The 13,011-nt window shown below is 67.5% G+C and carries 14 protein-coding genes; 4 read left to right on the top strand and 10 right to left on the bottom strand.

Translation table 11 applies throughout. The features are described from left to right. Together G3N98_RS34670 and G3N98_RS34665 are read left to right on the top strand one after the other, a co-directional pair. The coding region (locus G3N98_RS34670; RefSeq protein ID WP_206150662.1) for a cob(I)yrinic acid a,c-diamide adenosyltransferase at nt 1-408 on the top strand (408 nt) is incomplete at its 5' end. 2 nt (nt 409-410) lie between these two features. Further along, nucleotides 411-1,715, top strand: a complete 1,305-nt coding sequence (locus G3N98_RS34665) for a cobyrinate a,c-diamide synthase (protein WP_206150661.1) — start codon at nt 411-413, stop codon at nt 1,713-1,715. Between the two features lie 70 nt (nt 1,716-1,785). On the opposite strand, the gene G3N98_RS34660 is transcribed toward G3N98_RS34665, so the two are convergent. The 3 genes from G3N98_RS34660 to G3N98_RS34650 form a co-directional block, all read right to left on the bottom strand. Continuing rightward, on the bottom strand, nt 1,786-2,025 hold the full coding sequence (locus G3N98_RS34660; protein ID WP_346779123.1) for a type II toxin-antitoxin system RelE/ParE family toxin: 240 nt from the start codon (nt 2,023-2,025) through the stop codon (nt 1,786-1,788). 45 nt (nt 2,026-2,070) lie between these two features. Continuing rightward, nucleotides 2,071-2,316: a type II toxin-antitoxin system ParD family antitoxin gene (locus G3N98_RS34655; protein WP_089472764.1), complete on the bottom strand. Its 246-nt coding sequence runs from the start codon at nt 2,314-2,316 to the stop codon at nt 2,071-2,073. A 116-nt stretch (nt 2,317-2,432) separates the two neighbouring features. Next, on the bottom strand, nt 2,433-3,596 hold the full coding sequence (locus tag G3N98_RS34650; protein ID WP_206150660.1) for a M20 aminoacylase family protein: 1,164 nt from the start codon (nt 3,594-3,596) through the stop codon (nt 2,433-2,435). A 342-nt stretch (nt 3,597-3,938) separates the two neighbouring features. Here G3N98_RS34650 and G3N98_RS34645 point away from each other — a divergent pair, with 342 nt between their 5' ends. After that, nucleotides 3,939-5,009, top strand: coding sequence for a type IV toxin-antitoxin system AbiEi family antitoxin (locus tag G3N98_RS34645; protein WP_206150663.1), 1,071 nt, complete (start codon nt 3,939-3,941; stop codon nt 5,007-5,009). Further along, complete coding sequence (locus G3N98_RS34640) at nt 4,978-5,883, top strand: nucleotidyl transferase AbiEii/AbiGii toxin family protein (RefSeq protein WP_206150659.1); 906 nt, start codon at nt 4,978-4,980, stop codon at nt 5,881-5,883. The genes G3N98_RS34645 and G3N98_RS34640 overlap by 32 nt, the downstream gene beginning before the upstream one ends. Nucleotides 5,884-5,931: 48 nt before the next feature. Here the strand turns inward: G3N98_RS34640 and G3N98_RS34635 are convergent, their stop codons facing one another. From G3N98_RS34635 to G3N98_RS34605, 7 genes are all read right to left on the bottom strand, one after another. Beyond that, complete coding sequence (locus G3N98_RS34635; protein WP_175239828.1) at nt 5,932-6,348, bottom strand: type II toxin-antitoxin system VapC family toxin; 417 nt, start codon at nt 6,346-6,348, stop codon at nt 5,932-5,934. Further along, on the bottom strand, nt 6,345-6,611 hold the full coding sequence (vapB, locus tag G3N98_RS34630; RefSeq protein WP_175239827.1) for a type II toxin-antitoxin system VapB family antitoxin: 267 nt from the start codon (nt 6,609-6,611) through the stop codon (nt 6,345-6,347). The genes G3N98_RS34635 and vapB overlap by 4 nt, the downstream gene beginning before the upstream one ends. A 234-nt stretch (nt 6,612-6,845) precedes the next feature. Beyond that, a complete protein-coding gene (locus G3N98_RS34625; protein WP_206150658.1) occupies nt 6,846-7,862 on the bottom strand; it encodes a GNAT family N-acetyltransferase in 1,017 nt (338 codons plus the stop codon). Next, nucleotides 7,862-8,701: a formyltransferase family protein gene (locus tag G3N98_RS34620; RefSeq protein WP_206150657.1), complete on the bottom strand. Its 840-nt coding sequence runs from the start codon at nt 8,699-8,701 to the stop codon at nt 7,862-7,864. Before G3N98_RS34620 ends, G3N98_RS34625 begins: the two co-directional genes overlap by 1 nt. Nucleotides 8,702-8,787: 86 nt before the next feature. After that, on the bottom strand, nt 8,788-11,046 hold the full coding sequence (locus tag G3N98_RS34615) for a TonB-dependent siderophore receptor (protein ID WP_206150656.1): 2,259 nt from the start codon (nt 11,044-11,046) through the stop codon (nt 8,788-8,790). 22 nt (nt 11,047-11,068) lie between these two features. Beyond that, nucleotides 11,069-12,445, bottom strand: coding sequence for a lysine N(6)-hydroxylase/L-ornithine N(5)-oxygenase family protein (locus tag G3N98_RS34610; protein ID WP_089431061.1), 1,377 nt, complete (start codon nt 12,443-12,445; stop codon nt 11,069-11,071). A gap of 32 nt (nt 12,446-12,477) precedes the next feature. After that, a partial coding sequence (locus G3N98_RS34605; protein ID WP_206150655.1) for a GNAT family N-acetyltransferase occupies nt 12,478-13,011 on the bottom strand: 534 nt, incomplete at its 5' end.

Genomic DNA, 13,011 nt, shown 5'->3' with positions numbered 1-13,011 from the left:
TTCATCAAGGGCGCGCTGCATACGTCCGAGCGCGACTTCCTCGGCGCGGTGGCCGAATGCGACTTCGTGACGATGGGCGACGGCTACACGTGGAACACGCAGAACCGCGACGCCGACATCGCGACCGCGCGCAAGGGCTGGGACGAGGCGCGCCGGATGATCGAGAGCGGCGATTACCGGATGGTGATCCTCGACGAGTTGAACACGGTGCTGAAGTACGAATACCTGCCGCTCGACGAAGTGCTCGCGACGCTGACTGCGCGTCCCGAGTCGGTGCACGTCGTCGTGACCGGGCGGCATGCGCCCGATGCGCTGATCGACGCGGCCGACCTCGTCACCGAAATGCGGCTCGTCAAGCATCCGTACAAGGAGCAAGGCGTGAAGGCGCAGCGCGGCGTGGAGTTCTGAGCATGCCCGCCTGCCCCGCGCTGTTCGTCAGTGCGCCCGCGTCGGGCCAGGGCAAGACGTCGGTGACGGCGGGCCTGGCGCGGCTGCACCGCCGGCTCGGCCGGCGCGTGCGCGTGTTCAAGACCGGGCCCGATTTTCTCGATCCGATGCTGCTGGCGCGCGCGAGCGGCGCGCCCGTGCATGCGCTCGACCTCGGGATGGTCGGCGAGGCCGGCTGCCGCGCGCTGCTGGCCGACGCCGCGCGCGACGCGGACCTGATCCTGATCGAAGGCGTGATGGGGCTGTTCGACGGCACGCCGAGCAGCGCCGACCTCGCGGCCGCGTTCGGCGTGCCGGTCGTCGCGGTGATTTCGGCGAAGTCGATGGCGCAGACCTTCGCGGCGATTGCGTTCGGGCTCGCGCGGTTCCGGCCGGGGCTGCCGTTTCACGGCGTGCTGGCGAATCGCGTCGGGTCGGCCCGGCATGCGGAACTGCTGCAACAGGCGCTGCCCGACGACTTGCGCTGGCTCGGGCACGTGCCGGCCGATGCGGGCATCGCGCTGCCGGAGCGGCATCTCGGCCTGCATCAGCCGGGCGACATCGACGATCTCGACGCGCGGCTCGATCGCGCGGCCGACGTGCTCGCGCAAACGGCGCTTGCCGAATTGCCGCCGGCCGTTGCGTTCGCGGAACCGGATGCAGCGGCGCCGCTGCCGCGTGCGCTTGCCGGCAAGCGGATCGCGGTGGCGCGCGATGCGGCTTTTTCGTTCATCTATCCGGCGAATCTCGCGTTGCTCGACACGCTCGGTGCGCAGGTGCGCTTCTTTTCGCCGCTCGCCGACGAACCCGTGCCGGACGACTGCGACGCACTGTTCCTGCCGGGCGGCTATCCGGAATTGCATGCGGCGGCACTCGCGGCGAATGCCGCGACCGCGCGGTCGATTCGTGCGCACGCAGCGGCTGGCCGGCCGATCGTCGCGGAATGCGGGGGGATGGTGTATCTGTGTGAGTCGCTGACCGACGTGGGCGGCGTGACGACGCCGATGCTTGGGCTGTTGCCGGGTCACGCGATGATGCAGCGCCGGTTCGCGGCGCTCGGCATGCAGCAGCTCGACACGCGCAGCGGGACGATGCGGGGGCATACGTTCCACTACTCGCGGCTCGCGACGCCGCTGGAACCGGTCGCGCATGCCGCGCGTCCCGATGGCGCAGCGGGCTACGGCGAAGCCGTCTATTGTCGCGATGCGATCGTCGCGACGTACATGCACATGTACTGGCCGTCGAATCCGGATGCGGTCGTGGCGTTGTTCAGCGGGGAAGCGTTCTAGATTCGGGATCGCACGAGTCATACCGGGATTGCATGCCCCGTCGCAACGATCACACGCCTGCCTTGTGCGATTACAAATGTTGTTCGATGTCCATGCGTTGATGCAGGACCCGAATCACATCGATCGTGTATTCCGTTTCACGATAGAACACGACGTGGGAGCCCACGGCGTACCGGAAATATCCATCGCGAACAATGCAAGTCCGGCCGACCTTTTCACCGCGCGCCAGCGCTTCCATGGTTCCGATCAGATCGCGGTGGTAAAGGTCGGCTTGCTTGAGCGACCAACGCCCGACGGTATAGCGCCAAATGTCTTCGAGATCGAGTTCGGCCAGCGGGGCAGGCCGAAGCTGCCTTTAACCGTCATGCGTCGCCCGCATGCGGGCCAGGAAGGCCTCGCGGTCGAATGGCCTGGGTGCTCCCGATACCTCACCGGCCTTCAACGCTGCCTGCAATGCGCGCACCTGCATGTCGCGTGATTCGAGAAGCCGCAAACCGGTTCGTTCGACGTCGCTTGTGGAACCGTATTGCCCCGATTGCACTTGGGTATCAACGAATTCGTCAAAGTGGCCGCCCCGAGAAACGGATGTGTTTTGCGACATGAGTCATTTTCCTTTCAATGTGGCCAACATTTTCCCAAGTTTGGTACTTCCGGCGCTCCGCTGTTGCGGCGACTTTGTCGATGCAGAGCCTCGCGCCGTAAGCGTCGTTTCCGCTGTCAAACCAGGAACGACTCCGCCAGCTTCACCCAGTACGACGCGCCGGTCGGCAGCGCCGCGTCGTTGAAGTCGTAGCCGGGGTTGTGCACCATGCAGCCGCCCTCCCCGTCGCCGTTACCGATGATCAGGTAGCAGCCCGGCCGCTTCTCGAGCAGGAACGCGAAATCCTCGCTGCCGGTGAGCGGCACCATCCCGTCGATCAGGTTCGCGTCGCCCACCCACTCGCGGGCGACGTTGCGCGCGAACGCGGTCATTTCCGCATCGTTGACGAGCACCGGGTAGCGGCGCTGGTAGTCGATCGTCGCGGTCGCGCCGAACACGGCCGCCTGCGCATGCACGACTTCCTTGATGCGCGTCTCGAGCAGGTCGCGCACTTCCGGCTTCAGCGCGCGCACCGACAGGCGCATCTGCGCGCGATCGGGAATCACGTTCGGCGCCTCGCCCGCGTGGATCGCGCCGACCGTGACGATCGCCATGTCGAGCGGCGACACGTTGCGCGACACGATCGTCTGCAGCGCGATGACGATCTGCGCGCAGACGACCACCGAATCGACCGCCTTGTGCGGCACCGCGCCGTGGCCGCCCCGGCCCTGCACGTCGACGATCACCGTATCCGACGACGCCATGAACGACCCCGGCAGGAAGCCGAACTTGCCCGTCGGGAAACCGGGCATGTTGTGCATCGCGAAGATCGCGTCACACGGGAACAGCTCGAACAGCCCTTCGTCGAGCATTTTCTTCGCGCCGCCGAGCCCTTCCTCGGCCGGCTGGAAAATCAGGTTCAGCGTGCCCGAGAAGCGGCGCTCGCGCGCCAGGTGCTTCGCGGCCGCGAGCAGCATCGCCGTGTGGCCGTCGTGGCCGCACGCGTGCATCTTGCCGGCGATCCTGCTCTCGTACGGCAGGCCCGTGGCCTCGTGGATCGGCAGTGCGTCCATGTCGGCGCGCAGGCCGAGACGCTGTTCGCCGCTGCCGACCTTCAACTGCGCGACGACGCCCGTGCCGCCCAGCCCGCGATGCACCGTGTAGCCCCATGACTGCAGTTGCTCCGCGACGAGGTCGCTCGTCGCGAATTCCTCGAAGCCGAGCTCGGGGTGGGCGTGGATGCGGTGCCGGATCTCGATCATTTCGTCGGCGAGGCCTGCGGGAATCACGCTGTGCGTCACGGTGTCGTCTCCTGTCCTGTGGGGGAATATGCAGGCAAGGATAGTGGGTTCGACGGCAACCGGGCAGATGGAAAGTCGTCGCGGTAGCAACCGGCGGTTGCCATATTGGGAACGATGCGCGAGGCGCGCAAGCTGGCCATCCGGACGACTGCCGCGCGGAAGCCGAACGCGCAAAACTGTGTGCCACCCATCGATTTCTTGCGCATGAGGGCCCCGGTGACTATCGTTCAGAATCAAAAAATAGTTCCGATACATCAATATCTTGCGAATTCTTGTTCACTTTTTGACGCTTGTACATTTTTTGTGTACGCTGACAAAAAGGTGAACAAGCGATTCCCTTTGATGCCCGTGAACACTTCCCTCTCCGTGTCGGAGCAGCACGTGCTCGACGAAGCCTGCGCCGCGTTCGAAAGCTCGACCCGGCGCTTTCGTGCCCGGCCCGTGCGTGTGCCGGCCGCCGGCAAGGCGCGCGCCGACGCCATGATCCGCTTCGACGTTGCCGGGCAGGCATTCGAGATGCCGGTCGTCATCAGCCTGCGCGTCGAATCGCTGGCGGGCGCGCTCGCGGAATTGCGCCGCCGCGGCGACACCGCAACGCCCGGCGAACGGTCGCTGATGCTGGTCGCACCGTATCTTTCGGCGGAACTGGCCGCCGGCCTGACCGAGCAGGGCATCCCGTTTCTCGATACCGCCGGCAACGCATGCCTGATCGAACCGGAGGCGACCGTGATGATCGCGGGCCGGCCGAAGCCCGCACGCACACCGCGCCGACAGGCGTCGCGCGCGACGACGCCGAAGGGGCTGGCCGTGATGTTCGCACTCGCGACACAGCCGGGCCTGGTCGCGCAACCGTATCGGGCGATCGCCGCTGCATCGGACGTCGCACTCGGTACGGTCAATCTCGCGATGGACGACCTGATCGCGCGTGGCCTCGTCGGGCAACGCCGCAACGGCGAGCGCCTGATGCCCGACTGGCCGCGCTTCGTGCAGGAATGGGTCGCGCTCTATCCGAGCCGCTTGCGCGCGAAACTGCCGAGCCGCCGGTTTGCCAGCCTCGCGCCCGACTGGTGGCGCGGCGTAGATTTCGCGTCATTCGATGCGCGATTCGGCGGCGAGCCGGCAGCCGACCTGCTGACGCACGGCCTGAAACCCGCCGTGATCACCGTCTATACGCACGGCACCGCGTCGAACCGGCTGCTGCTTCAGGGCCGCCTGCGTCCGGACGAGCGCGGCGATGTCGAGATCGTCGAAGCGTTCTGGCCGCGGTCCGCGGAGCTTGCCTGGCGCGAGCAGGAAGTACCGGTCGTACCGCCGCTGCTGATCTACGCGGATCTCGTCGCGTCCGGCGACAGCCGCAATCTTTCCATCGCCGATCGCATCCATGACCGATACCTCGCCCAACCGCCCGCTTGAGGTCGACGCACGCCGGCCGCTGGAGCCCGCGGCGGTCGCGTTGCTGCAGGCCGTCGGCTCGGCCTGCGCGCGCCTCGACACGGCGTTCGTGGTCGCCGGCGCCACCGCGCGCGACATCCTGATGTGGCACGTGCACGGCATCCGGCCGGTGCGCGCGACGCGAGATGTCGACGTCGCAGTGTGCGCGGTGAGCTGGCCGTTTCACGCGCAACTCGTCGAGGCACTTGTCGCGACCGGGCAGTTCACGCGCGCACCGAAACAACAGCAGAAACTGCTGTTCGAAAGCGGCGCGCACGGTTTTCGCACGGAGCTGGATCTCGTTCCGTTCGGGCCGCTCGAAACGCCCCCGGGTGAAATCGCATGGCCGCCCGGCGGTGAATTCGTGCTGAACGTGCTCGGGTTTCAGGAAGCCGTGGACACCGCACAGCCTGTGTCGATCGATGCGCGCACCGTGGTACCGGTGGCCAGCCTGCCGGCACTGGCGCTGCTGAAGCTGCTCGCCTGGAAGGACCGGCGTGCGCGCCAGAACAGCGATGCGTACGACCTGCTGCTCCTGCTGCGGAATTTTCACGACGCGGGCAATCGCGAACGTATCTGGGATGCCGCGCCGGACCTGCTCGAGATCCACGCGTTCCAGCCGGGACTCGCCGCTGCCGCGCTGCTCGCGCGAGAGGCGAAACGCATCGCTTCGCCGCAAACGCGTGACGCGATCCGTGCGCTGTTGTCGGACGAAGCAACTTATGCCGTGCTCGGCCAGGATCTGCTGGCACGTGCCTTTGCGCTGTTACCCGGTGAATTCAGCGATGACGCCGACCGGTATCTCGACGCATTCCACAACGCCTTTCTCGCAGATGAACCCGCGTCGCGCGCTTGACGCGCCGATGCGCAACAGCCGAGCGATCGAACAGATCCCGAACGGCGCTCACGCCGCCCAGTCTTCGAGCGACAACCCCGCGACCCGGCCGAACTCGCGGCTGTTGTGCGTGACGAGCACCGCACCGGCCGCGATCGCATGGCCGGCGATCGATGCGTCGTTCGCGCCGATCGGCGTGCCGCGCGCGGCGAGATCGGCACGAATCGCGGCCGTTGCATTAACGGCCGCCGTGTCCCACGACAGCACGCCGTCCAGCCGCGAAACAAAGGCCGTCACGAGTTCCGCATGCTTCGGCGATGCCTTCCTGCCGACCGCGCCGAACCGCGTTTCGGCATACGTAATTGCCGAGACGACGATCCGGTGCTGCGCATTGACGCACGATTGCAGCCGCGACAGCACCACGGGCGGCCGCTCGCGCAGGATGAACGAACAGATGTTCGTATCGAGCATGTAGAGCGTGGTCACTGGCCGGACTCCGTCGGTGCGGCGCCACCGCCATCGGACAGGTCGAAGCGGCCGGACTCGATGACGGCTGGGCGTTCGGCGAGGAAGTCGGCGTCGGCCGGCGGTTCGCTCGCGAACGAGAGCCACGTGGGCCGCACCGGCCGCAGCAGCAGCGTGTCGCCCTCGCGGCGGATCTCGAGTTCCGTCACCCCCTCGAACTCCATGTCCTTCGGGATGCGGATGGCCTGGTTACAGGCGTTCTTGAAAATGGAAACGGTGCGCATGAGCCACTCCATGGGAGTACGATGCGTCCATTCTGGGCATATGCCGGCATATGTCAATGCGGGCGCGCGCAAACCGGATGTCGCGCCCCATGCTGTCGCGGATGTTTTTGCCATGTCGCGGGCCTGTCGTCGATGAGGAGAGCGATCCATTCTTCACGACGCAGGCCGCGCGGTCCATATCCCGGATGGCCGATGCCCGCGCGCCACCTCGCGCCGCACCGCGCCCCCGCGCCATCACGGCAATTTGAAAGTGTCGAAGAATGTATCGCGCTCGATCACGGTGAGCGCCGCGCGCTTGTGCGGGAAGTCGAACTCCTTCAGCGTGTAGAACCCGAGCCGGTGCATGTACGCGATGTGCCGCACGTGATCGACGCGCGGCTCGCCCACGAGCCGCTGCGTGCGCGGTTCGTCGACGAACATGTAGTGCAGCACCCCACTCCACCACGCATGCAGCTTGCCGGCGCTCTGGAAGCGCGAATCGCCGATCAGCAGATGCAGCCCGCGGTCATAGTCGTGCGCGTCATAGAACGGCGCGAGACGGTCTTCCTTCGCCCAGTAGAACTCGAAATAGCCGAACGGCGTGTCGTCGAAATAGCCGATCATCGGGTGCATGTGCGGATCGGCGAGCCGCTCGGCGAGATACGCCGCGTGCTCGTCGCGCGTGCCGCGCTGGTCCCAGAAGTGCGCGACGCGATCGAGGTTCATCCAGCCGCTGAACAGGTCCGCGTGCGCGTCGACATCGACGGTGCGCAGGCTGAACGTCATCCCGACCTGCGGCATGGTGCGTGCGTAGATCTCGCCGGCCGGCGACGGCGGCCGCACCGGGTGCCGGTGGCCGTTCGTGATCACATGGCGCAGCGGCATGCCACCCGACGCGGGCGCCTTCAGCCACGGCCGCGGGTTCTGCCAGAACGTCGCACGCGACACGGTGAAGCGCAGCGCGTCGCCGGCAACCTGCGCGCCGTCGATCACGCCCTCGCGCACCGCGCGCGCGACGTACGCCGCCACGGCTGCCGCGTCGGCGCCGCCGAGCGGCACCGTGATCGTCGCCGCGTCGTAGCGCGTGTCGGTGTTGAACAGCGCGACGAATGCCGCGAGCAGTTCGTCCGGCGAGTCGTCGGGCCGCCACGCGTCGAGCGTGTGCTCGGCGACGGCCATCGCCTGCCCGTGTGCGGCGCCGTCGAGCGCGGCGGCCACTTCACCTTCAACGGCATCCGCGGCGCCGGCCGGTTTCGTCAACGTGTCTTCCATCACAGTGCTCCCGCGTCGTGGCGGTCGGCGAGGACGTGCAGCCCCCGCTCGAGTGCCGGAAACAGGCTGCGCTGGAAGTTGTTCCAGCGCAGTTCGAGAATCGTGTCGTCCGGCGCGATCGGCGTGTCGAGCACGTCGCAGATCACCTCGCCGGAATCGATGCCGTTGTCGACGTAGTGAAACGACGCGCCCGTCATCATCACGGGCTCGACGGACGACGTCGTGCCGTTCGACCAGTCGACCCGTTCGCCGCGCGCGCCGTGCAGCGCGTCGAGCGTCGCCCACGCGCCGCGCCGCTGGTACGGCGAGCCGTCGGTCGTGATGCCCGGGTGGATGTTGGCGATGCGCCGGTGAAAGCGAGCGCCGGGCCGCACGAGTTCGTCGAGGATCACGAGCAGCCCGTCGAGCACGACGACGTCGGCGTCGAGTTCGAGCAGGCGCTCGAGCAGGCGGCGCTCGAACGCCTGTTTGCCAGCCACGCGCTCGCGTGCGTCGCGCGGCAGCCGCCGGTACGTCGACGCAATCGTGCAGAACAGTTCGTCGACCGGCCGGCCCTGCACCGTCAACCCTTCTGGCAGGATCCACGGGCGGCCCGGCGTGCGGGCGAAACCGTAGTCGGCGACTTTCGCGCGGTCGGCCGGCGAACCGTCGTCGTCGTCGACGATCACGCCCTTGAGCGTGTAACGCTCGCCGAGCGGCGAGTCGTTCAGGCGTTCGACGAGATATTCGAGCGGCGCCTTCATGTAGCGCGTGCCGCCCTGATAAGCGACCGGCTGGCCGGCACGATCGGCCGCGCCGTTGCGCAGCGACTGGATGTAGACGAGATTTTTCTTCGGCATGGATGCGTCGTGGAAAAGCGGACGAAGGCGCCGCGGCCCGCTCGCGCCGGCCGCGAGGGCCGGCCGGCGGGCCGCGGCGCACATCGTCACCAGTTGTATTTCGCGGTCGCGATCACGGTACGGTCGGTGCCGAACACACAGACGTTTGCCGATTGGCAACCGCTGATGTAGTGACGGTTGGCCAGGTTCGTTCCGTTCACGGCGAAGCGCCAGTTACGCGTGTCGTAGTGCACGCCCGCGTCGAACAGCGTGACGCTCGATACCGTCAGCGAGTTGTCGGCCGCACCGGCCGATGCGCTCTGGTAGCGAATGCCGCCGCCGAGGCCGAAGCCCGCGAGCGGCCCCGTGTGCCACGTCCAGTCGGTCCACAGCGACGCCATCTGGCGCGGGCGCGGAATGTCGACCGGCCAGTTGTTCAGCGACACGTCGTTGGCCTTCACGTTCTTCACGTCCTGATACACGTACGAGGCAATCACCGACAGGTTGCGCGTGACCTTGCCGGTCGCGCTCAACTCGATCCCGCGCGAACGCACCTCGCCCGTCTGCACCGACTTCGTGCCGGTATTGTCCTGGCTCGGCAGCGCCGGCGTGAGCACGTTGGTCTGGTTGATCTGGTAGATCGCCGCGTTCAGCATCAGGTTCTTGCCGGGCGGCTGCCAGCGCAGGCCGGCTTCGATCTGCTTGCCGCGGGTCGGCTGCGGCAACCCGCCGCCGACCAGGTTCACGCCGATCAGCGGATTGAACGACGTCGCGTAGCTGACGTACGGCGACAGCCCGTAATCGCCCTGATACGTGAGGCCGACACGGCCGGTGAACGCCGTGACGTCAGCCTTCGTCGACGTGCCGGCCGCACGGTCGTCCATCCGCATGTTGACCCAGTCCTCGCGGCCGCCGAGCGTCAGCGTCCAGCGGTTCCACTTGATCTGGTCCTGCGCGTACAGGCCGAACGTGTTCATCGTCGTGTACGTGTTGGTGCGGAACGTCGAGTCCGGCGTGAACACCGCCTTCGTGACAGGAAGGTAGACCGGGTTGTAGATGTTCAGCGGCGGCGCGGCGGCGAGCCATTCGCTGTCGGTCGCGGTCTGGCGGTTGTACTGGAAGCCGAGCAGCAGCGTGTGCTGGAGCGGGCCCGTCGCGAAGCGGCCTTCGAGGTTGTTGTCGATGTCGAAGCGGCTGTAGTTCATCTGGAACACGCCGGCCCAGCGCGACACGTCGGTCGTGCTGCCGTCGACGAAGCCGTTGCCGAATACCGAACCGTTGTCGAGCGACAGGTACATCAGGCGCGTGTTCTGGCGGAACGTCCACGCCGGCGTCAGGTTCCGCTCGAACTGATAGCCGACCGACCACTGCTTCTTGCGGTAGTAGTTGAAGTTTCCGTCGCCTTCGTACACGTCCTTGTTGATCTGGCCGTTCGGGTTCGGCAGCACGGTGCCTACCGCGGGCAGGAAGTTCGACGAGATGTCGCCCCAGTCCTGCAGATAGGTGGCCGACAAGGTCAGCGACGTATCCGCGTTCGGACGCCAGCGGAACGACGGTGCGAGCGCGACGCGCTGGTCGTTGTTCGGGCCGGTCAGCGCGTTGCCGTCGCGTGCGACGCCGACGAAGCGGTACGCGTACTTGCCGTCCGGGTCGAGCTTGTCGCCGACGTCGATCATGAACTGCTTGCGCGCGTAGTTGCCGATCTGCACGCCGGCCTCGCGCACGCGCTCGCCGTCGGCGAGCTTGGTCTGCACGTCGACGATCGCGCCCGGGTCGCCCGCGCCGTACAGCACCGAGGTCGGCCCGCGCAGCACGCTGATGCTGTCGATCATGTACGGATCGACGCGCCAGCTCGCGAGGTTGATCGTGTTCGGCACCTGCAGCCCGTTCACGTACGCGGTCGGCGTGAAGCCGCGCAGCGCCGCGTACCAGTCGGAACGGTTGTCCGAGCCGTACGACGAGAAGCCCGGCACGTAGCGCAGGGCCGCGTTCACGTCGGTCGCGCCGGTCATCTCGATCTGCTGCGCGGTGACGACGTTGATCGTCTGCGGGATCTCGTTGATCGACGTACTGGTCTTCGTGCCGGTGCGGCTGCGCTTCGCGACGAGCCCGACCGTGCCGTCTCCTTCCGAGGCCGCGTTGACGTTGATCGTCGGCAGCGTGCCGGTCGACGCACTGGCCGACGCACTCGCGGCCGCACCGTTCTGCGCACTGCTGGCCGCCGCCGCGCCTGCGTTCACGGCCGGCGCCGTCTGGGCCTGTGCGTGCCCTGCCGCCACCCCGAACGCCACGCTCGCCGCGGCTGCGATCGCACGCAAACGCGTGCCTGTTGCCCACTCCATCTTTCTCTGCTCCAGTTTTTTCATGCGGTCTCCGACCGCGCCTTTGTCAAAGAGCGAAAGCCATCCGGCTCGCGCTCGCCCCGTTTTCCTGTCGTTTTTCCTGTGTTGCCCGGGCCGCGCCTTCTTCATGGGCGGGTGCGATCCCGTCTTCGAGCGACGCGCAGATTTCGTCCGCGCGGCGCGCCAGTACCGACAGCAGCGTGTCGGACAGGCCGTGGCTGTCTTCGCAGCAGCCTTGCAGGTAGATGCGCGGCGCGAAGTGCGCGGGCGTCGCGAGCAGGTAGTCGCGCGTGACGTCGCCGCGTGCGAGTGCGTCGCCCAGGTGCGGCGCGAGCCCGTCGAGCAGCGCCGAATGCGTGTCGCGGCGGTAGCCGGTGGCCAGCACGAGCGCGTCGAAGCGCTCGACGCGCGTGTCGCCGCTCATCCGGTCGCGCAGCGTCAGCTCGATGCGGCCGTCGGCGGTGCGCACCGCGGCCTCGATCGCGCTGTTCGCGAGCAGCGCATGACGCGGCGTGCCGTCGATGCGCTGCAGGTACAGCATTTCGTAGATCTGTTCGATCAGCGGCCGGTCGACCACCGCGTAGTTGGTGTCGCGATAGCGCTCGAGCAGCGCGCGGCGCGCGTCGTGCGGCTGCGCATAGACGACATCGGTGAACTCGGGGCTGAAGATCTCGTTGACGAACGGGCTGTCGTCCGCCGGCTTCAGCGCGCCTGCGCGCATCACGAGGCTCGCGTCGACGTGCGGGAAGCGGCGCGCGAGATCGATGAACACCTCGGCCGCGCTCTGCCCCGCGCCGATCACCGCGACGCGGCGGCGCTCGCCGTCCGGCGACGCGACGAGCCGGTCGATGTCGGTCAGGTACGACGACGAGTGGATCACGCGGTCGCGGCCGAGCGCGGCGAACGCGTCCGGGATCGCCGGCGTGCCGCCGACGCCGACCGACAGCGCACGCGTGACGCGCTGGCGCTCGTGGCCGGCGGCGTCGCGCGACAGCACGCGCAGTGCGTCGATCTTCTCGCCGTCGCCGTGCACGGGCTCGATCGCGAGGACGGTCTCGCTGTAGTGGACGCTATCGTCGAACGCGTCGGCCACCCAGCTCAGGTAGTCGTGGAATTCGACGCGGGTCGGATAGAAGTTCTTCAGGTTGACGAATTCGTTCAGCCGGCCGCGTTCGAACAGATAGTTGATGAACGTGTAGCGGCTCGTCGGATCGCGCATCGTGACGAGATCCTTCAGAAACGAGATCTGCATCCGGCAGTCGTCGAGCAGCATGCCGCGATGCCAGCCGAATTCCGGTTGGCGCTCGATGAAGCAATGGGCGAGCGGGCGCGCCGCGCGCCGTTCCTCGAGGCGGATGGCCAGCGCCAGATTCGACGGCCCGAAGCCGACGCCGATCAGGTCGAATACGGTTTCTCTCTGCATGTCTCAGCTCCCTTGTCGGTGAATCCGGCGCGTCAGACGTGACGGCCGGAGAAGAACGTCTCGCGCAGCGTGCGCATCCACAGCGGCTGCGCGTCGGCCAGCGCGAGACGGCGCTGCCGCGCGAAGCCGTGCCGCGCGAGATGGTCGGCAACCCGCGCGTGGCCGGCCGGAACGGCACAGCCGACCGCTTCGGTACGCGGGTCGTCGAGAAACAGGTAATGCACGACGGACGGCAGCCAGCCCGCGACGCACTGCGGGCCGCGCCAGCGCGACTCGCCGACCAGCATCCGCAGCCCGCGGTCGTAGTCGCGCGCCGCGACGTGCGGCGCGAGCGCGTCTTCCTTCAGCCAGTACGCCTCGAAATATGCGAACGGTTCGCCGTCGAAGCAGCCGACCAGCGGAATCACGTGCGGATCGGTGTCGGGCGCGGTGCCTTGCGGACCGTCCGCGCCGGGCTGCGTGCCCGGCCAGCCGTCGCGCACGCGCGGTTCGTCGAACCAGCGCGCGAGGCGTTCGGCATCCTCGGCCGGCTGCCAGCCGCGCAGCGTGAAGCGCACGCCGAGCGC

It is taken from the genome of Burkholderia sp. Tr-20390 (assembly GCF_017104595.1).
GTDB lineage: Bacteria > Pseudomonadota > Gammaproteobacteria > Burkholderiales > Burkholderiaceae > Burkholderia.
This window is presented reverse-complemented; position numbering and strand designations above follow the sequence as displayed.